General features: G+C 67.9%; 18 protein-coding genes and 1 tRNA gene. 13 read left to right on the top strand and 6 right to left on the bottom strand.

The features are described from left to right. Nucleotides 1-87 precede the first annotated feature (87 nt). The 3 genes from CTB96_RS03730 (at nucleotide 88) to CTB96_RS03720 (ending at nucleotide 2,613) form a co-directional block, all read left to right on the top strand. Nucleotides 88-414, top strand: a complete 327-nt coding sequence (locus CTB96_RS03730; protein WP_248283196.1) for a YbbN family protein — start codon at nucleotides 88-90, stop codon at nucleotides 412-414. Nucleotides 415-487: 73 nt separating this feature from the next. Then, nucleotides 488-1,141, top strand: coding sequence for a GPP34 family phosphoprotein (locus CTB96_RS03725; protein ID WP_181397118.1), 654 nt, complete (start codon nucleotides 488-490; stop codon nucleotides 1,139-1,141). 104 nt (nucleotides 1,142-1,245) lie between these two features. Next, on the top strand, nucleotides 1,246-2,613 hold the full coding sequence (locus CTB96_RS03720) for a glucose-6-phosphate dehydrogenase (protein ID WP_110125548.1): 1,368 nt from the start codon (nucleotides 1,246-1,248) through the stop codon (nucleotides 2,611-2,613). Nucleotides 2,614-2,657: 44 nt separating this feature from the next. Here the strand turns inward: CTB96_RS03720 and CTB96_RS03715 are convergent. Further along, nucleotides 2,658-2,728: transfer RNA gene (locus CTB96_RS03715), tRNA-Gly, on the bottom strand. Nucleotides 2,729-2,911: 183 nt separating this feature from the next. On the opposite strand from CTB96_RS03715, the gene CTB96_RS03710 reads away from it, so the two are divergent. The 7 genes from CTB96_RS03710 to CTB96_RS03680 all read left to right on the top strand — a co-directional run bounded on the left by CTB96_RS03710 (nucleotide 2,912) and on the right by CTB96_RS03680 (nucleotide 10,054). Beyond that, entirely contained in the window at nucleotides 2,912-3,388 is a 477-nt protein-coding gene (locus CTB96_RS03710) for a DUF1801 domain-containing protein (protein WP_110125547.1), read from the top strand. A gap of 68 nt (nucleotides 3,389-3,456) precedes the next feature. Continuing rightward, a complete protein-coding gene (gene dcd, locus CTB96_RS03705) occupies nucleotides 3,457-4,062 on the top strand; it encodes a dCTP deaminase (protein WP_110125546.1) in 606 nt (201 codons plus the stop codon). Between the two features lie 122 nt (nucleotides 4,063-4,184). Next, nucleotides 4,185-4,706: a hypothetical protein gene (locus tag CTB96_RS03700; protein ID WP_110125545.1), complete on the top strand. Its 522-nt coding sequence runs from the start codon at nucleotides 4,185-4,187 to the stop codon at nucleotides 4,704-4,706. A 232-nt stretch (nucleotides 4,707-4,938) separates the two neighbouring features. Beyond that, nucleotides 4,939-7,203, top strand: coding sequence for an anaerobic ribonucleoside-triphosphate reductase (nrdD, locus tag CTB96_RS03695; RefSeq protein ID WP_248283195.1), 2,265 nt, complete (start codon nucleotides 4,939-4,941; stop codon nucleotides 7,201-7,203). Nucleotides 7,204-7,208: 5 nt separating this feature from the next. Continuing rightward, a complete protein-coding gene (gene nrdG / locus CTB96_RS03690) occupies nucleotides 7,209-7,811 on the top strand; it encodes an anaerobic ribonucleoside-triphosphate reductase activating protein (protein WP_110125544.1) in 603 nt (200 codons plus the stop codon). Between the two features lie 195 nt (nucleotides 7,812-8,006). Beyond that, nucleotides 8,007-8,840, top strand: coding sequence for an ATP-grasp fold amidoligase family protein (locus CTB96_RS03685; protein ID WP_248283194.1), 834 nt, complete (start codon nucleotides 8,007-8,009; stop codon nucleotides 8,838-8,840). 26 nt (nucleotides 8,841-8,866) lie between these two features. Further along, nucleotides 8,867-10,054: a glycosyltransferase family 4 protein gene (locus tag CTB96_RS03680; RefSeq protein ID WP_146215744.1), complete on the top strand. Its 1,188-nt coding sequence runs from the start codon at nucleotides 8,867-8,869 to the stop codon at nucleotides 10,052-10,054. A 3-nt stretch (nucleotides 10,055-10,057) separates the two neighbouring features. Here the strand turns inward: CTB96_RS03680 and CTB96_RS03675 are convergent, their stop codons facing one another. The 4 genes from CTB96_RS03675 to CTB96_RS03660 are packed head-to-tail and all read right to left on the bottom strand — an operon-like array spanning nucleotide 10,058 to nucleotide 14,173. Further along, nucleotides 10,058-10,888, bottom strand: coding sequence for a glycosyltransferase family 2 protein (locus tag CTB96_RS03675; protein WP_110125541.1), 831 nt, complete (start codon nucleotides 10,886-10,888; stop codon nucleotides 10,058-10,060). Then, complete coding sequence (locus CTB96_RS03670) at nucleotides 10,885-11,934, bottom strand: hypothetical protein (protein ID WP_110125540.1); 1,050 nt, start codon at nucleotides 11,932-11,934, stop codon at nucleotides 10,885-10,887. The genes CTB96_RS03675 and CTB96_RS03670 overlap by 4 nt, the downstream gene beginning before the upstream one ends. Continuing rightward, entirely contained in the window at nucleotides 11,931-13,058 is a 1,128-nt protein-coding gene (locus CTB96_RS03665) for a glycosyltransferase (RefSeq protein WP_110125539.1), read from the bottom strand. Before CTB96_RS03665 ends, CTB96_RS03670 begins: the two co-directional genes overlap by 4 nt. Next, a complete protein-coding gene (locus CTB96_RS03660; protein ID WP_110125538.1) occupies nucleotides 13,055-14,173 on the bottom strand; it encodes a glycosyltransferase family protein in 1,119 nt (372 codons plus the stop codon). The genes CTB96_RS03665 and CTB96_RS03660 overlap by 4 nt, the downstream gene beginning before the upstream one ends. A gap of 110 nt (nucleotides 14,174-14,283) precedes the next feature. Between CTB96_RS03660 and CTB96_RS03655 the strand changes: the two genes are divergently transcribed. After that, nucleotides 14,284-15,357 (top strand): glycosyltransferase family protein, encoded by a 1,074-nt coding sequence (locus CTB96_RS03655; RefSeq protein ID WP_248283193.1) that lies wholly within the window; start codon nucleotides 14,284-14,286, stop codon nucleotides 15,355-15,357. Further along, nucleotides 15,354-16,640 carry a glycosyltransferase family 2 protein gene (locus CTB96_RS03650; protein WP_110125918.1) on the top strand — a complete coding sequence of 429 codons (1,287 nt, stop codon included), beginning with the start codon at nucleotides 15,354-15,356 and terminating at the stop codon, nucleotides 16,638-16,640. Before CTB96_RS03655 ends, CTB96_RS03650 begins: the two co-directional genes overlap by 4 nt. A 35-nt stretch (nucleotides 16,641-16,675) precedes the next feature. Here the strand turns inward: CTB96_RS03650 and CTB96_RS03645 are convergent, their stop codons facing one another. Then, the gene (locus CTB96_RS03645) at nucleotides 16,676-17,617 is read right to left on the bottom strand and encodes an SDR family oxidoreductase (RefSeq protein WP_110125537.1); all 942 of its coding nucleotides are present in this window, start codon (nucleotides 17,615-17,617) and stop codon (nucleotides 16,676-16,678) included. A 162-nt stretch (nucleotides 17,618-17,779) separates the two neighbouring features. On the opposite strand from CTB96_RS03645, the gene CTB96_RS03640 reads away from it, so the two are divergent. Continuing rightward, complete coding sequence (locus tag CTB96_RS03640) at nucleotides 17,780-18,619, top strand: helix-turn-helix transcriptional regulator (protein WP_110125536.1); 840 nt, start codon at nucleotides 17,780-17,782, stop codon at nucleotides 18,617-18,619. Nucleotides 18,620-18,622 lie beyond the last annotated feature (3 nt).

The raw sequence follows: 18,622 nt of genomic DNA, 5'->3' as shown, positions 1-18,622 counted from the left end.
TGCCCGCCGGATAGGGAATAGATCCGAGGCGGCTGCGTTGCATTGAATACTGCGTGTCGACCGTTCGACAGCGGAACGGAGCTGAAGATGCACGCCGATCCGAGCACCACTGCGGATGGCTCGGCCGTGCACTTCGAACTGTTCTCGTCGTCATTCTGCGGCGCCTGCCGTCAGACCCGGATGGCCCTCAACCGGGTTCTGCAGTTGGTGCCCGGGTCGACGCTGACGGAGTTCGACGTGGCCGGCGATCCGCGCCGGGCCGAATCACTGAACATCGAGCACACGCCGACCACGATCATCCGTGACGCGCGCGGCCGCGAGGTGTCCCGCGCCACCGGTGTGCCGTCATTGCCGCAGATCCTGGTTGCCACCGCTCGCGCCCGTGAGGCCGAACCGTCGGCCGCCGCCAGCTGACCTCATACCGCACCGCCCGCACCGACTCCTGATCGATGGCGCTCAGACCCCGAACCGAACGAAGGAGCAGCCCGTGACCGATACCGCCGTGGCCACGACCGCCGATGCGGCCTACGCATCCGACCTGCTCAGCCTGCCCGAAGAACTACAGCTGGCGTTGCCGGCCATCACCGGGCACCTGCGCTTCGGCTCGATGGATATCGCCGTCGCCGCGCTCATCGACCTCGCCCTGCGCGGCCGGATCGTGGCCACCAAATCCCGGTTCGGCCAGCCGTCGAGCGCCAAGCTCACCCTGGTGGACGCCACCCCGATCGGCAACGCGCCACTCGACGCTGTGATCCAAGCATTCACTGCCCGCGGCAAGCCCTGGAAGGCGTACTCCGCCGTGACCGACCTGTGGGCCACGGTCTCGGAGGCGACCACCGCGAGCCTCGTCGCCCGGGGAGCGCTCGCCGCCCACGGCACCATGCGTGACCGTGACGGCCGGCTCGAGCCGCTCGATCAAGCCCTGCGCGACGACACCATGCGCCGCGTCGACCGGGCGCCCGCTGTGGACGACCCGCGCGCCACCGTGTTGCTGGACATCCGGCAGCACTCCGCCTGGGGCTGGACCCCCAAGCCCGGCCAGACCAGGCCGCCGGTGCTTGCCGACTACCCCGAGAATGCGGCCATCACCGCGCGCGGCGCCCTGAGCGCGCTGTACATCGCGACCGGCTCCGCGATCTGACGCGACCCCGCTGCATCCGCACGTTAAGGCCGCCGAAGCTGCAGCTTGCTGAAGATGCGCACGGCGTTCACGTTCTGGCGCCGCCGTTCGACTAGGTTCGGACAATGGCAGCACACCGTAAAACTTTGGTCATTTTCGGCGCCGGGGGAGACCTGAGCACTCGCTTGCTCCTCCCCGGGCTCGGTCAGCTTCTCGCAGCTGACCGCGACATCGAGCTCGAGCTCATCGGGGCCAGCAACGCGGAGATAACTCCGGAAGCGTGGCAGGAGATGCTCCGCACCGCCTTCGCGAAGGGCGGGGCCGACCCGGACTCCACAGAACCGGTCGTGGCCCGGAGCCGCTACTTCACCGCCGACGCCACCGACGCGGGCGATCTGCGCCGCATCCTCGACGAGTGCGCGACCCCGCCCGCCCTGTACTTCGCGCTTCCGCCGGCCGTGACCGAGGCCAGTTGCCGGGCGCTCGACACCCTCGAGCTGCCCGACGGCACCTCGCTCGCCCTGGAGAAGCCGTTCGGCACCGACCTGGCCAGCGCGGTGGCGCTCAACCGCCTCGTCTCGCGCCTCGTGCCCGAGTCCAGGGTTCACCGGGTCGACCACTTCCTGGGCAAGTCCACCGTGCTGAACCTGCTCGGCCTGCGGTTCGCGAACCGCATCTTCGAGCAGAACTGGAACGCGGACAACGTCGAGAAGATCGAGATCCACTACGACGAAAGACTCGGCCTGGAGAGTCGCGCCGGGTACTACGACAAGGCGGGCGCCCTGGTCGACATGATCCAGAGCCACCTGCTGCTGGTGCTCGCACTCGCCACTATGGAACCGCCGTCGACCCTCGACTCCGACGACCTGCGCGGCGCGATGGCACAGGCGTTGCGCGCGACCCACCTCTGGCCCGGCGAGCTTCACCAGGTCGCGCGCCGCGCGCGCTACACCGCCGGCACGATCGACGGACGCGACCTGCCCTCTTACGCCGACGAGAAGGGCGTCGACCCGGCGCTCGGCACCGAGACGCTCGCGGAGATCACCCTCGCTGTCGACAACTGGCGGTGGGCCGGGGTGCCGTTCGTGTTGCGCTCGGGGAAGGCCCTGGATGACGTGCGCAAAGACATCGTGGTCACCTTCAAACCCGTACCTCACCTTCCCGTCGGCCTCACCGGCCCCACCGCACCCACGCGGCTGCACATCGCGCTCGACCCCAACGGGGTGAAGCTCGACATCAACGTCAACGGCGAGGGTGATCCGTTCACCCTCGAAACCGTCTCCCTCGAGGCGGATCTCGGTGCCGGGCAGTTGGATGCCTACGGCGAGGTGCTAGCGGGCATCCTCACCAGCGACCCGTCGATTTCGGTGCGCGGGGATGTCGCCGAGGAATGCTGGCGAATCATCACCCCGATACTCGAGGCGTGGAAGAACGACGTCGTGCCGCTCGATGAGTACCCGGCCGGCAGCGCGGGTCCGTCCGCCTGGCACTGACGTACTGTCCGAAGGTATTCGAAGCGACCGGGAGCAAAATAGAGAGCGGATGACGGGAATCGAACCCGCGCTATCAGCTTGGGAAGCTGAAGTTCTACCATTGAACTACATCCGCGCGTCCAGGCCGCCGAAGCTGCACTGGAACCGTGCCATCCTATCAAGCCTCCGCAGGGCGGGAGGCACCACCACTCGCGGGCCTGCCGTCGAGGTGATCAGAAATCGAGAAGCGCGGCGCACGCGCCCGCCGGTAGCGTGAACGCAAGACACTTCAGAGAACCGACGGAAGGGCCGCAGCGACATGAGCACCACGAAAACCAGCGCAAACGACAACGAGGCACAGTCTGCCGGGGGATTCTCCGCCGAGGAGCGCGCCGCGATGAAGGCCCGTGCGGCGGAGCTCAAAGCCGACGCGAAGCGCGGTAAAGCCGAAGACAAGGCGGCCGTCGACAAGGCGACCATGATGGCGAAGATCGCCGAGACGCCGGAGCCCGATCGTGGCATGGCCGAGCGGCTGCACGAGATCGTCACGGCGGCTGCGCCCGAGTTGCTGCCGAAGCTCTACTACGGTCAGCCGGGCTGGGCCAAGGCCGGCAAGGTTGTGGTCTTCTTCCGCAGCGGCCTGACCGACAAGGCGCGGTACTCCACCCTTGGTTTCAGTGGCGACGCGACCCTCGACGATGACGGCGGCATGTGGCCCACCTCCTACGCGCTGCGCGACCTCAGCGACGCCAGTGCCGCGGTGATCACCGAGCTGGTGAAGAAGGCCACCTCCTGAGCCAGACCCGGGGCGACGGATGCCCAGGCCACGCCCTGCGGGCAACACCGCGCCGATAGGCTGGCACCGTGCTTCTCTCGGATCGTGACATCAAAGCCCAGATCGACGCTGAGCGCATCGCGCTCGCCCCCTACGACCCGGAGATGATCCAGCCGTCGAGCATCGACGTGCGGCTCGACCGGTTCTTCCGGCTGTTCGACAACCACAAGTACCCCTTCATCGACCCGGCCGAAGATCAGCCCGAACTCACCCGGCTGATCGAGGCCAAGGGCGACGAGCCGTTCATCCTGCACCCGGGCGAGTTCGTGCTCGGTGCCACCTTCGAGTCCGTCACCCTGCCCGACGACGTGGCCGCCCGGCTCGAAGGCAAGAGTTCGCTGGGCCGACTGGGGCTGCTCACCCACTCCACCGCCGGGTTCATCGACCCCGGCTTCACCGGGCACGTCACCCTCGAGCTCAGCAACGTCGCCACCCTGCCGATCAAGCTGTGGCCGGGCATGAAGATCGGCCAGCTCTGCTTCTTCCAGCTCAGCTCACCGGCCGAGAAGCCTTACGGCAGCGCCTCATATCTCTCCCGGTACCAGGGCCAGCGCGGCCCCACCGCATCCCGCTCGCACCTCAACTTTCACCGCACCGACACCACCGCAACGGATGCCGGGTCGCTCGGCGCCTAGTCAGCTCGCGAGCTGAGAGAAAAGCCCCTTCCGGGGGTGTTTTTCGGGGCTTATGTCACAGTTCGCGGGAGGTGGAACATGGAGTTCACGCGCGCGTCACGTGGTCCCGGTAAAATCGGGGCATGACCACCTCAGAGTCCCGTTTTGCCGAGGCGCTGATCGCTGACGGCCCGACCCCGGAGTACCCCGGGCGCATGCGCCGTTTCGGGCAGCTCGTTGGCACGTGGGCCGCGCACGGCAGCCGGCTCGACGAGGCCACCGGAGAGTGGAACGAACGCGAGTTCACCTGGATCGTGCAGTTCATCCTCGACGGTCGGGCGGTGCAAGACGTGGAGGTCGTGGCCAGCACGACGCATCCGTCTGGTTTCGAAACCGTGGCCACCGCCGTGCGGGTCTACGACCAGCTGGCCGGCGCCTGGCGCGTGAGCTACTTCGCACCCACCCAGGGCGAGTACTGCCACCTCATCGCCACACCGTACCGAAACGGCCTGCGCCAGGATGGCACCGGCACCGACGGCCGCCCGGTGCGCTGGAACTTCACCTCGATCACCGAGGACAGCTACACCTGGGAGGGCTGGGTGAGCGACGACGAGGGCTCCACCTGGCACCTCGTGGAGCACAACGAAGCCGTGCGGGTGCACTGACCGAAGCCCGGATTCCGACGGCCGGGAGGCCTGCTGTCAGGGCCGTTCCGCGTGCCGGCACGCAACACGCCGACACGCTTCGACTGCACAGATGTGCACCGACAAAAGCGCCGGATTCGGGTCGCGTGATCACGGCCAACTCGGCCGCCCGACCACTACATGTTGCGACCATAGGGTCCAATGGCCCCAAATGTAGTGCTTTTCGGCGTTTGCCGGTCCCTATGCTGAGAGCGTGAATCCACCTACCAGCGCCCCGGCCCCTACGCTCGACTCTCTCGACACTGCCGTCGAAGAAACTGCCGTCGAAGAACCCACGGCCACGCCGACCCTGCACACCATCAAGGTGGTGAAGCGCGACGGCCGCCGGGTGGCTTTCGACAACTCCAAGGTGCACGACGCCCTGGTCAAGGCTGCCGGTGAGATCCACCCGGAAATGACCCCGCTGGTGTACCGGGCGATCGTGGATGTCGTCGCCGACGTGGACCGCGAGATCGCCGGCCGCTTCAGCACCGACATCAAGATCTACGAGATCCAGAACATCGTTGAGCACGCCCTGCTCGACAACCGCGAGTACGCCTTGGCCGAGAAGTACATCGGCTACCGCACCCAGCGCGACTTCGCCCGCAGCAAGGCCACCGACATCAACCACTCCATCATCAACCTGATGGGCAAAGACCAGGCCGTGGTCAACGAGAACGCCAACAAAGACAGCGACGTCTTCAACACCCAGCGCGACCTCACCGCCGGCGCCGTGGGCAAGGCCATCGGCCTGAAGATGCTGCCGCCGCACGTGGCGAACGCCCACCAGAAGGGCGACATCCACTATCACGACCTGGATTACAGCCCCTATGCGCCCATGACCAACTGTTGCCTGATCGACTTCAAAGGCATGCTCAGCCGGGGTTTCCGCATCGGCAACGCCGACGTGGAACCGCCCAAGTCCATCCAGACCGCCACCGCGCAGATCTCCCAGATCATCGCGAACGTGGCGTCGAGCCAGTACGGCGGATGCTCGGCCAACCGGGTCGACGAACTGCTCGCCCCGTACGCGGCGGAGAACTTCGCCAAGCACCTGCGCGACGCCGAGCGCTGGATCAGCGACGAGTCCCAGCGCCGCCCGTTTGCGGAGGAGAAGACCCGCAAAGACATCTACGACGCCATGCAGAGCCTCGAATACGAGATCAACACCCTGTTCACCTCGAACGGGCAGACCCCGTTCGTGTCGCTCGGCTTCGGCCTGGGCACCAACTGGTTCGAGCGGGAGATCCAGCGCGCCATCCTGCAGATCCGCATCGACGGCCTAGGAAGCGAAAAGCGCACTGCCATCTTCCCCAAGCTGATCTTCACGCTCAAGCGCGACCTCAACCTGGCCGAGGGCGACCCGAACTACGACATCAAGACCCTCGCGCTGGAGTGCTCCACCAAGCGCATGTACCCCGACGTGCTCAGCTACGACAAGATCGTCGAGATCACCGGCAGCTTCAAGGTGCCGATGGGCTGCCGGTCGTTCCTCCAGGGCTGGACCGACGCCGCCGGCAACGACGTCTCCGAAGGCCGGATGAACCTCGGCGTGGTCACCCTGAACCTGCCGCGCATCGCGCTGGAGGCCGCCGGCAACCGCGAGAAGTTCTGGCGCATCCTCGAGGACCGCCTGGCCATCACCCGCGACGCCCTGGTGTACCGCATCGAACGGTGCAAGCAGGCGACCCCCGCCAACGCGCCCATCCTCTACGTCTACGGCGCCTTCGGCCAGGAGCTCAGCCGCACCGACTCGGTCGACGCCCTGTTCAAGGACGGCCGCTCCACGGTGTCGCTCGGCTACATCGGCCTTTACGAGGTGGCGGCATCCTTCTTCGGCGGCGCCTGGGAAGGCAACCCGGACGCGAAGGCGTTCACCCTGGAGATCCTCACCGCGCTGTCGGAGCACACCAAGGCCTGGACTGCCGAATACGGCTACCAGTTCAGCGTCTACTCCACCCCGAGCGAGAGCCTGACCGACCGGTTCTCCCGCCTCGACAAGGCCAAGTTCGGCTCGGTGGAGAACATCACAGACAAGGATTACTACACCAACAGCTTCCACTACGACGTGCGCAAGAACCCGACCCCGTTCGAGAAGCTCGACTTCGAGAAGGACTACCCGGTGCTCTCCTCCGGTGGTTTCATCCACTACTGCGAATACCCGGTGCTGCAGCAGAACCCCAAGGCGCTCGAAGCGGTCTGGGACTACGCCTACGACAGAGTGGGCTACCTCGGTACCAACACCCCGATCGACCGCTGCTACAAGTGTGACTTCTCCGGCGACTTCACCCCCACCGACCGCGGCTTCGAGTGCCCGGACTGCGGCAACCACGACCCGGCCAGCTGCGACGTGGTCAAGCGCACCTGCGGTTACCTCGGCAACCCGCAGGCCCGCCCGATGGTGCACGGCCGGCACCAGGAGATCGTCTCCCGGGTCAAGCACATGGCCGGCTCCACCGGCACGAGCGGCTCGCTCTAACTCCCATGCGCAATCCGAAACCCGGCGAGTGGCGCTCCGACAAGCTCACCCAACGGTACGTCGGCGACTACAAGCCGTTCATGTTCGTCGACGGTGAGGGTGTGCGCTGCAGCCTCTATGTGAGCGGATGCCTGTTCGCCTGCGAGGGCTGCTTCAACCAGGCCACCTGGAACTTCCGGTACGGCAACCCCTACACCGTGGCGCTCGAGGAGAGGATTCTCGCCGACCTGCTCCAGCCTTACGTGCAGGGACTCACCCTGCTCGGCGGGGAGCCGTTCCTCAACACCGGAGTGTGCCTCGAGCTCACCCGGCGGGTGAGGGCTGAGTTCGGCGCGACCAAGGACATCTGGTCGTGGACCGGTTACACCTATGAGGAGCTGCTGCTCGAAACCGACGACAAGCTCGAGCTGCTCGGCCACATCGACGTGCTCGTCGACGGCCGGTTCGACGAAGCGTTGAGGGACTTCAAGCTGCAGTTCCGCGGCAGCAGCAACCAACGCATCATCGACGTGAAGAAGTCCCGCGCCGCCGGCCACGCCGTGCTCTGGGCCAACCGGGTGGACGCCACCGAGAGCTACGAGCAGCTGGAGAAGCAGGCCCTGATCTAAGGGGTGCGCCTCACCTGATCATTTGCCGGCTCACGGTATCGTGGCTCGCAGCTAGATGTCGCAGGGGAGGGATGACGCGTGTCGTCGAGGGTGAATGCACCGCCGCCACCGCACTCGCCGGCCGCGAAAGAAACCCTCGGCCAAAGGCCCCCATGGTGGGAACGGAGCCGCCTGGTACGCGGGTGGCGGCTCTGGGTGGCGCGGCGGCCGCGCACCTTCACCGAGAAGGTGCGCTACAAGATGCTTCGTGACCGCAGGCCGCTTTTGGCCTGCTTCGCCGACAAGGCCGCGGTGCGGGAGTATGTGGCTGCGAGCATCGGTGCGCAGTTCCTCCCTGTCGCCTATGCCGTCACCGCCGACCCGCGGGATCTGCTGACCCTGGACCTGCCCGAAGCGTACGTCGTCAAGCCCACCCACGGGAGCGGTGCTGCCGTGGTCGTGTCGGAGGCGGCTTCGGCAGACACCACGCTGCCGACCGACCCTGGAAGTTGGGAGTACCGTCATGTGCGGCCGGAGGCGCTGGACCGTCGACACCTGGCCTGGCTTGCCGAGGGCTGGACCCTGCAGCTCTATGGTCAGGGGCCCAACCGTGAGTGGGCCTACGGCCAGGTGCCGCGGCAGATCATCGTTGAAGAGCTGCTCACCGGCCCGGACGGAGACATCCCCGACGACCTGAAATTCTTCGTCTTCCACGGCACCTGCCATTACATCCAGCTCGACTCGGGCCGGTTCGGCCGGCGCACCCAGGACTTCTTCGGCGCGGACTGGAGTCACCTGCCGCTCAGCGGAGGACCCCCCTGGGCCGTTCCTCGACCACCTCGCCCTGCCAAGCTGGAGACGATGATCGCGCTGGCCGAGCGTCTCGGTTCAGACACCGACTTCGTGCGAGTGGACCTCTACGACCTCGGCGACAGGATCGTGTTCGGGGAACTCACCAGTTACCCGGCGGGCGGCCACAGCCCGTTCGACCCGATCCGGTTCGATGCCGAGTTCGGCGCCCACTGGCGCGTCCCGAAGCGGTACCGGTGACGGCGCCCCGCGAGGAACGGTGGCTGGTGGCTGTCACCGAGTACGCCGGTCTGACCGAGTACACCGGGGGTATCGGCCGACACTACGCGGCGTTGCTGCCGGCGCTCGTGCACTTGGGCATCACGGTCGACCTGGTGGTGTTTTCTCCCGACCCGCCAAGCCGGACGGGCCGTCCTGAGCCGGCGGAGCTCGGGGGCGTCACCCTGATCGGCTATCACCGCACCGGCACGCATCCCCGGGTCGTGGAACTGGTCACACGCGCCCTACGGGTTCGGCGTGCCTTCCGGTCCGGTCGCTATGACCGGGTGTTTCTGCCGGAGTGGGCCGCGCTCGGTTCGGCCCTGCCGCGAACCGCGCCCCTTCTGACCAATCTCGCCACCAGCATGGCGCTGGCCAACGAGGTCGCCGGGTTGACCATGAGCCAGTTCCCGCTGTCAAGCCGCCTTGTTGTCGCCGTGCAGACCTACCTTGAGCGGCGCCAGATCACCCGCTCCGCCGGTCTCATCCCGATCTCCCGCGCGATGCTGCACTATACGGTGGCATCGTTCGCAGGTTTGCCGCCCGCACGGATCGTGCGGAACTGCGTGGATGTGGAGACGGTGTCGGCCTTGTCCCGCACCGCTCCGCTCCCGGACGAGTGGCCGGCGGGGGAGGACCCGGTGCTTTTGTTCCTGGGCCGGCTGGAGCGGCGGAAGGGCGTTGTCGATGCCCTGAAGGCGTTCGCCCTCGTGAACCTCACGCATCCGCGCGCCCGGCTGGTGCTCGCCGGTGCTTCGGGTGACCATAGGTTCGAACCCGACCGTGCAGAGCTTCTCTCGTACCTGCCGGAGTCCGCTCGCGCTCAGGTCATCTGGCTCGGGCACGTGCCGGGCGACTGCCTGTACAGCGCCATCCGGGCTGCCACTGTCACGATGTGCCCCTCCCGCTGGGAGGGTTTCGGCAACGTCGCGCTCGAGGCGAAGGCCATCGGCGCGGCACTGGTCTGCACCACCGGGAGCGGCTTCGACGATTTCTGTGTCGACAACACCGATGCCCTCATGGTGCCGCCGGCAGACCCGCAAGGCTTGGCGGCGGCGATCAGCCGACTGGTAGAGCATCCCGAGCTGGCTGCAAGGCTCGGGCGCACCGCGGCAGCCAGCGTGGCGCAGTTCGCCCCTGGGCCGGTCGCAACCGATCTGGCGCGAGCCGCCGACGACCTGCTCGGGTCGCGGTAGGTCTTACCCGGCCGGGTCGATCGGGGCGGGTGAGGTGCGCACCCAGTCGTCGCCGTCCCGGCGCACCGCGCCGTCGCGTTCGAAGGCCTCCAACCAGCCGGTCATCGGCCACCGGCCCCACCGGTCGGCGAACCGGCGGCCGTTCCGCAGGATGTCGTCGAGGTGCTGCCAAGGCGGCGACGAGGTGGGATGGTGCTGGTGGTAGGCGTGAGCTCCGCCCACCCAGGCCAGCGGGGTGCCAGCATCGCGCAGGGCGAACGCGAAGTCGGTGTCCTCTCCGCCGTAGCCCTCATATCCTTCGTCGAAACGGGGAAGCCCGGCCCAGGTGCGTGCGGTCAGCGCGAACGACAGCGACCAGAACAGGGTGTACTGCGCGGGGGATGCCGCGACAACCTGACCGGGTTCTGGTGCCGGGCGTGCGGGGTGGGGGTTGGTGGCCGACATCAGCTGCGCGGCATCGGATACGTCAACGCCCGGCGCGAGGTAGGTGACCGGACCGCAGAGCACGGTGTCGTCGTAGTCGGCTGCCGCCTGGGTGTACCGGTCGACCAGGTCGGGGCCGGGAACACAATCGGCGTCCAGAAAGATCACCAGCTCGGCGCCGGCTTGCACGGCCCGGTCGGCGCCGGCGTTGCGCGCCGCGGCAAGACGAAGGCCGTTGGGGCCTGGAGGAACGTGCAGCGTGTGGTCGACGTTCAGGGCCGGCGGGGCATCCTCCCCGACCCAGACCAGCACGATGTCCACCTCGCCGCGTTCCCTCACGGCGTTCACCTGGTTCTGCAGGTGGCCGAGCCGGGGCATCGACGAGATGGTGACGACGGTGGCGCGGGTCATCGCCGGGCACCCCCGGCCGTGGCGTCGATCTCGGCGGCGGCGCGTTGCGCCGCCCCCGCCGAGCGCCACTTAGACCATTCGGGCTGCAGCGATCGAGCGCGCGCAAGCACGCCCGGCCAGTCTTCGGCGGCCGGCCACGACGGTTCAACCACCGCCAGGCCGGAACCGGCGAGAGCCTGAGAGGTCTGCACCTGTTCGTCGAAGGGACGCGCCTGGGGGATCACCACGGCGCGAACATTCGCGGCGGCCAGGTCTGCGATCGAGTTCTGGCCGGCCCACGCCACAACGATCTCTGCACCGCGAAGCTGTTCCCACGGGTCGTCACACCACCCTGAACTGCCCGGTCCGGGCATGCCGAGCGAGCTCCAGTCATACTCTGGTGTTGCCGCCGCCGCGGCCTCGACTGCTGCCGCAGTGACAGCGGTGCCGCCGGCGCCGCCCAAGACGAGAACCTTGGGCCTGGCGGCGGGGGAGTGCGCGCCACGCTCGTTCTGACGCTCGACCGGCCGGCCGTCGAATCTGCTGATTCCGCCCACATACACGACATCCGGCAGGTCGGCCAGGTGCGCGGGCCGGAGGAGTTCGCCCGGCCAGGGGGCGATGACTCTGTGCGCGGCCTGGAACGCCAAGGCATGCGGAACGTCGTCACGGGTGCCCGGCTGGGTAATCAGAATTGTGGGGATGCCGAGAAGCCTGACGAAGAGGGTGACCTCGGCCGACACATCCACCACGAAGGCGGTGACGGGCCGGCTCTCGAGAGCGGCGGCAATGGCGCTCAGTCGTCGCCGGTGACCGTTGTGAAGCGCGGGCGCCCAGTGCAGCAGCCCGCCCGCATCGACATCCCTGGCCCGCAGCGGACCTCCCGTTTCAGGTTCTTCGGCGTCGTCGCGGTCCAGGACCACCCACGAGCAGTTCGCGGGCAGGCCGGCAGGCTCTGCGAGCGAGCTGAAACAGACGATGTCGCTGGTGACGTGGGCGGCGACCGCGAGCAGCCGGGCAAGGTGACCGCGTCCGTGATGGTGCACGTACCAGCCGATGCGTGTCATGCCGACAGCTCCCAGACCGAGGAAGGTTCATCGATGAGGCGCAGAAAAACCACCTCGAGGTCCCGCGTACGGGCCTCCAGCGAGAATCGCGCCACGGCGCCGGCCCGGGTGGCGGCACGGAACTCAGGGTCGTGTTCGGACCGCTCGATCAGGACGTTCGCCGCCTCCGCGAGCCCGGCCACGTCACCGCGCTCGGCGGTGACCATGCCACGGCTTCCGTCGGCTATCTCAGACACCCCACCCACCGCGAAGCTCGCCACCGGGGTGCCGCACATGAGCGCCTCGGGGGCGACGAGACCGAACGGTTCCTCCCACGCCGGAGTGCCGATCGAGCAGGCACTCCGGCCCACCAGCTCGGCCAGTTCCTCCGGCGCCAGGTGCCCGACGTACCGGATCGAGTCGCTCAGACGCGGGAACACGAATTGACCGGCGTACTTCTCGTCGCCGACCCGGCCGGCGATCACCAGCGCACGACCCAACCGTTCGGCCACATCGATGGCCAGGTGCGGCGCCTTCTCCGGCACGAGACGGCCGAACCAGACCAGCTCGCTGCCGCCCGGCCCGAGCGGCCAGGCCGAGGGGTCGACGGCATTGCCGAGCACGGATGACTCGATGCCCGCCGCCGCCCACTCACTGCGGGTGTGCTCGCTGACAGACAGGAAATGGCTGCGCTGTCCGGTGGCGGCCAGGTGGGCATCCACCATGCTCTGGTCCACGGGGGTGTGCAGGGTCGACACCATGGGAACGCCGAGCTCGCCGGCGCGGAGCAGGGGAAGCGGATGCAGACAGTGATTGGAGATGACATCGAACCTGTCGGGCTGGGCCTTGATCAGATCGAGCGCCTGGTCCAGGGCGGGAACGGAGACGCGCTCATAGTCCGGAGGGTAGGTGTCGTCGGTCGGGCGGGCGCCGGCGGGCCAGGTCAGGCGCGGAATGGCGAATCCGCTCGTCGGGTCGGTTCCGTCCGATCCTGTCACTGCGATCATCGTGACCTCGTGGCCCCGCGCTCTGAGCTGATCGGCCTCATTCCAGACCGCGGATTCCAGCCCGCCGGCGTGCGGACGACGAATCGGGAATCGGAGGGGAGCGATGATGACAATTCGAAGGCGAGTGGCGGCCCTCACGAGCGAAGCTCTGGAACCGTGCGGTGCGTCTCAACGAGCTCGCTGTACAGCGTCAGATGAGCCTTGGCCAGGGTTTCGAGTTCCGACCCGCGCAACCCCCGGCGTCGACTCACCTCCCGAACCCTGTCGGTCGACCCCGGTCGGGTGGATAACGGCGAGTCGATCGCCGCGCGGAGCGCCGCCGCCAGAGCCGGGCCGAGGTCTTCGGTCTCGAAGGAGACGACGGTGCCATCGGCATGCTGCTCGGCATAGAAACCAACCCGGGGTGCCACCACAGCGGTGCCGAGATCCCAGCACATTTCGAGCCAGCCGGAGTGAGTGCCGTGCTGGTAGGGCAGCACACAGACGTCCAGACCCGCCACCGCTCGGTACAGCTCCTTGTCGTCCAACCGCTCATGCTCCACCAACGCGACGCGCTCGTCGCGGCCGGCCAATTCCCGAATGGTCTCGCGGGCGCCGTCATCACGCACCGTTCGATGCAGTCGCAGCTCCGCCGACACGTCGATGCCGTCGGCGGCGAGCCGGTCGATCGCGTCGCAGAGCCCGCTCACCAGGGCGACGGCATCGATGTTCGAACGCAAGTCTTTGAGGTGCATCCCGACGCGAATCACGGATGTGACGGCGGATTCTGTCGACGCCACCGCTTCTGGCAGCACGGCGTCTGGCACGACCGCAGGATGCGGCACGACCAGAGCGGTGCGTCCCCAGCGGCTCCGAATTTCCGCCGCGGCACCCTCAGTGAGCGTGAGGAGCGCATCCGCGCCGGGAATGAGGACGTCGAGCTGAGCGTGATAACCGGCCTGGTCGTTCAACTGTGGGTGCTCGAGGTCGTGCACCGTGAAAACCACGGGCCAACCCACCTCGCGGGCGGCCGAGAGGCACTCAGCGAGGTGCTCGGCAGTGAACGACTCGGTGCCGAAATGGATGTGCAGCAGATCGGCGGTCGACGCGTGCGCCCGGATCCACTGCGGATCGAGTGCGACCGGGGGCCACCACACTCCGTCGGGGGCGCCCAGCGGACGCGGATCGGGCAGGACGGTGATCCCGGCCGCCGCCGTGACGCTCGTGACATACGGGTGCTGCGCCGGTATCGAAACCACTCTGATGCCGGGCACTACTCCTCCAAAGGGTGCATGCGCGAGAGCCTAAGCGCCTAGGTAATATACCTGTCCGGCATGCCCGCAGAGGGGGCATTGACAATCATGCGTGCGCATAGTAACCATGCATGATGTCGTCTTCCGGAATCCCCGAGCTTCTTCTCGTGGGCCCCCCTCAGCACGGTGTTACGGCCTACGCCAGAGACCTGGCCGAGGCGCTCACACACGCTGGATTCTCCGTGTCGATGCCCGTGGTGCCGCACGCCGAGGCTGCGGTGGCCCGGGCGGCGGGGTCCGACCGGGTGCACGTGCACTTCACCGACCGGATCTTCGGCGGCACCCCGGAGGACGCCGCCGATCTCGTGGAGAGGATGGCCGCGGTGACCCGGCTCAGCGTCACGCTCCACGACCTGCCACAGCCCTCGGACGGTACCGGGTTCGAGCGGAGAGCTCGCGCCTATCGCCGGGTTCTGGACACCGTGCGGGGCGCGGTCGTGAGCAGCGAGCATGAGGCGAACCTGGTCAACACCCACCTCGCCCCGCCGGCCCGCCTGGCGACAGTGATCCCGATCGGCACTCGCACTCCCTCTTCTCCCCGGATAGGCGATCAGGCGTCGCGCGATTCGGCCGCGGATGCGCCCGCCGCCCCCGGCCCACTCCGGGTGCTCATCGCCGGGTTCATCTACCCGGGCAAAGGGCATGCGGAAGCGATCGACGCCGTGGCCGCCGTTCGGCACAAGCTGCGCGCAACGGGCGAACCCCTGGAAGAAGCCACGGTGCTGGCGATCGGATCCGCCTCGCCCGGTCACGAGGCCGATGTCGAGCTCCTCCAGCGACACGCGGCGGCCTCTGGGGTGACCCTGAGGGTCACCGGGTATCTCGACGACATCGCATACCGTGCCGCGGTGTCGGCGCACGGCATCCCCCTTGCCGCGCACCAACATCTCTCTGCCTCGCGATCCATGATCGACTGGGTCGAACAGGGCAGGTCGCCGCTCGTCGCCGATTCGCCGTATGCCCGCGAAATGGCACGGCTGCGGCCGAACACCCTGCGCCTGTACCAGCCGCTTCAGCTCGCCGAGCAGCTCGAGGAGGGCTGGCGCCGACCGGACTCCACGCGGCTGGCACCAAGCACGCCCCTGCACCCGACACTGACCGATGGTGCGCTCGCGTACCACGACTGGTGGGCGGACCTGCGGTGACGGAAGGCACCCGGACCGGCCGGGCGGTGCCGGGTAACCGCTGGGATCTGCTCGACGGAGTCCGTCCCGACGTGGCACCGACGGTGTCGGTCATCGTCGCGCACTACCGTCAACCCGAGCAGCTGGCTCGCCTGCTGCACGCGCTCGGCCGTCAGGACTTTCCGGCCGACAGAGTCGAGATCATCGTGGTTGACGACGGTTCGCCGGAGCCGCCGGTGGTTCCGCGCGGCGTGCGGCTTCTCGTGCAGGCCGACGCGGGGTTCCGTCTCGCCGCCGCACGAAATCTCGGCGCCGCCGCCGCGCGAAACGAGATCCTCGTCTTCCTGGACGCCGACACCACGCCCGAGCCGGAGTATCTGCGACAGATCACCCGACTACCCGCGCTCGCCTTCGACAGCGTCACGGTCGGACGGCGCAAACACGCTGACCTCGCCTTGGTGCCGACCACGTCGCCGATCGAGATCGCCGGCCCGCGGCACGAGCTCGAAGATCCGTCCTGGTTGGTGGACGCCTACCGGGAGTCCCGCAATCTCCTCGACCTGAACTGCCGCAGCTACCGGTATCTGATCGGGGCGGTCCTGGCGTGTTCTCGCCGTTTCTTCCTCGAAACCGGCGGGTTCGACGACTCGTTCGACCAGTACGGCGGCGAGGATTGGGAATGGGGTTATCGGGCATGGTTGCTCGGTGCCGTGATTGCTCATGTGCCGGAAGCCGTCGCCTGGCACGATGGGGCCGACCGGGCCGGGCGGGAACCCGGTGCGCTGTCGTCGAAGAACGCGGAAACGCTGCGCCTGATCGACCTGATTCCCGTTCCCGGTTCTCGGGGACGGGGACTGCCGGCCAATCGAGTGGACATCCTCGTGAGTGGCCCCAAGGCAGATGCCACCGAGGCACAGGCCTTCGTGAGCGTCGATTCCGCCCTGGCGGCTCTGCCGAGGCATAGCGCCACGATCGCGACCGTGGGTGCGGCGCCGCTGATCCCGCCGGATCCAGAACGGTTTGATCGCGTGCGACTGGAGTTCGTGCTGGAGCGACCGGTCCGCATCCATCCCGGCGCGCTGGCGACCGTGCTCACCGCGGTGGAGAGCGGGGACTACCAGGAGGTGCTGGTGAGGGACGCGAACGGCACGCTCCTGCTCAGGGCGCGCTCGCGCCGGGAGGCCGCCCGCCAGCGCCGCTGGGGCCCGGACGCCGTGCTGCCCACTCTGGAACTCGGGGACCTGCCCGGCATCACCGAACTGGTGGCCGAAGTGGACCTGGAGGCGTACCTCGGCGGGTGGTGACGCCCGAGCAGCCAAGGGGCGACGGCGCCTCGCCCTCAGACGGTGGGAAAGGCGGCTCCGGTGAGTTCTTCGGACACCTGCCAGATGCGGCGGGCGTTTTCTTCGTCGCGAAGGCGGGAGAAGAGTTTCTGCTCGGCCGGAGCGCCGCTGGTGTGCCCGGGGCCCTTCGGGCCGTAGAACCGCCCGGCAGCATTGGGGGTGGTGGCCGCAGTGAGGGCGGGGAGCGCGGCGGTCTCGGGGGTTCCGGCGAGAATTCCGCGGGCAGATAACCAGCGGATGATGCGCACGCTCCGTGTGTCCCCGTCGCGACCGAGCTCCGGACGGGCAGAAAGCAGGTTAGTGGGGGCGACTCCCGGGTGGGACAGATTGCTGCTGATGCCCCAGCCGTGCGTGGTGCTTCGCCGTTGCAGCTCGAGACCGAAGAGGCCGAAGGCGATCTTCGACTGGCTGTAGGCGTGCATGCCGTGGTAACTGCGCTCCCAGTTGAGGTCATCCCAGTTGATGGCGCCCTGGTTGGCCGCCACGCTCACCTGAGAGGTCACCCGGGCGCGGCCGGCCCGAAGCGGCGGCAGAAGGCCCGCGACGAGGGCGAAATGGCCCAGGTGGTTGGTGCCGAACTGTGACTCGTATCCGTCGACCGTGGTCTGCCGGGTCGGCGGGGTCATCACCCCGGCGTTGTTGATCAAGAGATGGATCGGGTCACCCTCCGTGCGGAGGGTGTCGGCCAGGGTCGCCACCGATTCCAGGGAGGACAGATCCAGTTTGCGAAGCGTCACGGACGCAGACGGTGCCTCCTGGCGGATGGCGGCGATCGCAGCCTCGCCCTTGCGGGAGTTGCGCACCGGCAGCACCACCTCGGCACCGGCCTGGGCCAGGCGGGTGGCGATGCGCAGCCCGATGCCATCGCTTCCGCCCGTGAGAACGGCTCGTTTGCCGGTGAGGTCGGGAAGGACGATGTCGATCGGTGTGCGTGGCATGGAGAGGCTCCTCAGATTGGGTCGGTCCTTCGACTGTGACGGCGCTGCTCGGCGCTATCCAGGACTCGTCGAGTCACTGATACCGAGGGGTGGATCATCAATCAGTGGATGTGGCCGCGTGGGTGAGCTACAAAGAAGACCTAGCCGAAAGTGAGACCCACCGTGATCGACAGAACCGGTCTGGCCGAGTTCCTGCTGCGACGGCGGGAAGCGCTGCAGCCCGAAGACGTGGGCCTCACGCGTGGTCAACGTCGCCGTACCACCGGCCTCCGCCGCGAAGAAGTGGCCGTGCTCTGCCACATGTCCACCGACTACTACGCCCGGATCGAGCGCGGCACCGGGCCGCAACCGTCGGAGCAGATGATCGCCTCGATCGCGCAAGGCCTGCACTTGTCGGTCGAGGAGCGTGACCACCTGTTCCGTCTCGCCGGCCACCAGCCGCCGGCCCGCGGCGCCTCGAGCGACCACATCAGCCCCGGGTTGCTGCGGATCCTCGACCGGTTGCAGGACACCCCGGCCGAGATCGTGACCGAGCTTGGTGAGACGCTGCGGCAAACCCCGCTCGGCATCGCGTTGACCGGCGACACCACCCACTTCGTCGGTGCGGCCCGCAGCCTGGGATACCGGTGGTTCGCCGACCCGACGAGCCGGGCGCTCTACGCGCCGCACGAGCATCCGTTTCTCGCCCGGCTGTGGGTCTCCGGGCTGCGCGAGGTGTCGACGCGGCGAGGACCGGCCTCGCGGGCGGCCCAGCTCGCCGAGGCGCTGCTCGAGGAGAGCGCGGAGTTTCGTGCGCTCTGGGAGCTGCACGAGATCGGCGTGCGCCCCCAGGAGACCAAGCACTTCGTGCACAGCGAACTGGGCGATCTCGAACTCGCCTGCCAGACCCTGATCGATCCCACCCAGTCGCACTTCCTGCTGGTCTACACGGCATCACCCGGAACCGAGAGTTACGAGAAGCTGCAGCTGCTCTCGGTCATCGGCAGTCAGGCCCTCCGCTGACGG

It is taken from the genome of Cryobacterium arcticum, from assembly GCF_003185895.1.
Taxonomy (GTDB): domain Bacteria; phylum Actinomycetota; class Actinomycetes; order Actinomycetales; family Microbacteriaceae; genus Cryobacterium; species Cryobacterium arcticum.
Note: the sequence above shows the minus strand (reverse complement) of the source record. Positions and strands in the feature narration are given on the sequence as shown.

Coding starts and splice junctions, on each gene's coding strand:
- CTB96_RS03645 (WP_110125537.1), bottom strand. CDS start 17,617: ATGCCACGCACACCGATCGACATCGTCCTTCCCGACCTCACCGGCAAA.
- CTB96_RS03730 (WP_248283196.1), top strand. CDS start 88: ATGCACGCCGATCCGAGCACCACTGCGGATGGCTCGGCCGTGCACTTC.
- CTB96_RS03700 (WP_110125545.1), top strand. CDS start 4,185: ATGACCACCTCAGAGTCCCGTTTTGCCGAGGCGCTGATCGCTGACGGC.
- CTB96_RS03670 (WP_110125540.1), bottom strand. CDS start 11,934: ATGACACGCATCGGCTGGTACGTGCACCATCACGGACGCGGTCACCTT.
- CTB96_RS03720 (WP_110125548.1), top strand. CDS start 1,246: ATGGCAGCACACCGTAAAACTTTGGTCATTTTCGGCGCCGGGGGAGAC.
- nrdG (WP_110125544.1), top strand. CDS start 7,209: ATGCGCAATCCGAAACCCGGCGAGTGGCGCTCCGACAAGCTCACCCAA.
- CTB96_RS03710 (WP_110125547.1), top strand. CDS start 2,912: ATGAGCACCACGAAAACCAGCGCAAACGACAACGAGGCACAGTCTGCC.
- CTB96_RS03675 (WP_110125541.1), bottom strand. CDS start 10,888: ATGACCCGCGCCACCGTCGTCACCATCTCGTCGATGCCCCGGCTCGGC.
- CTB96_RS03655 (WP_248283193.1), top strand. CDS start 14,284: ATGATGTCGTCTTCCGGAATCCCCGAGCTTCTTCTCGTGGGCCCCCCT.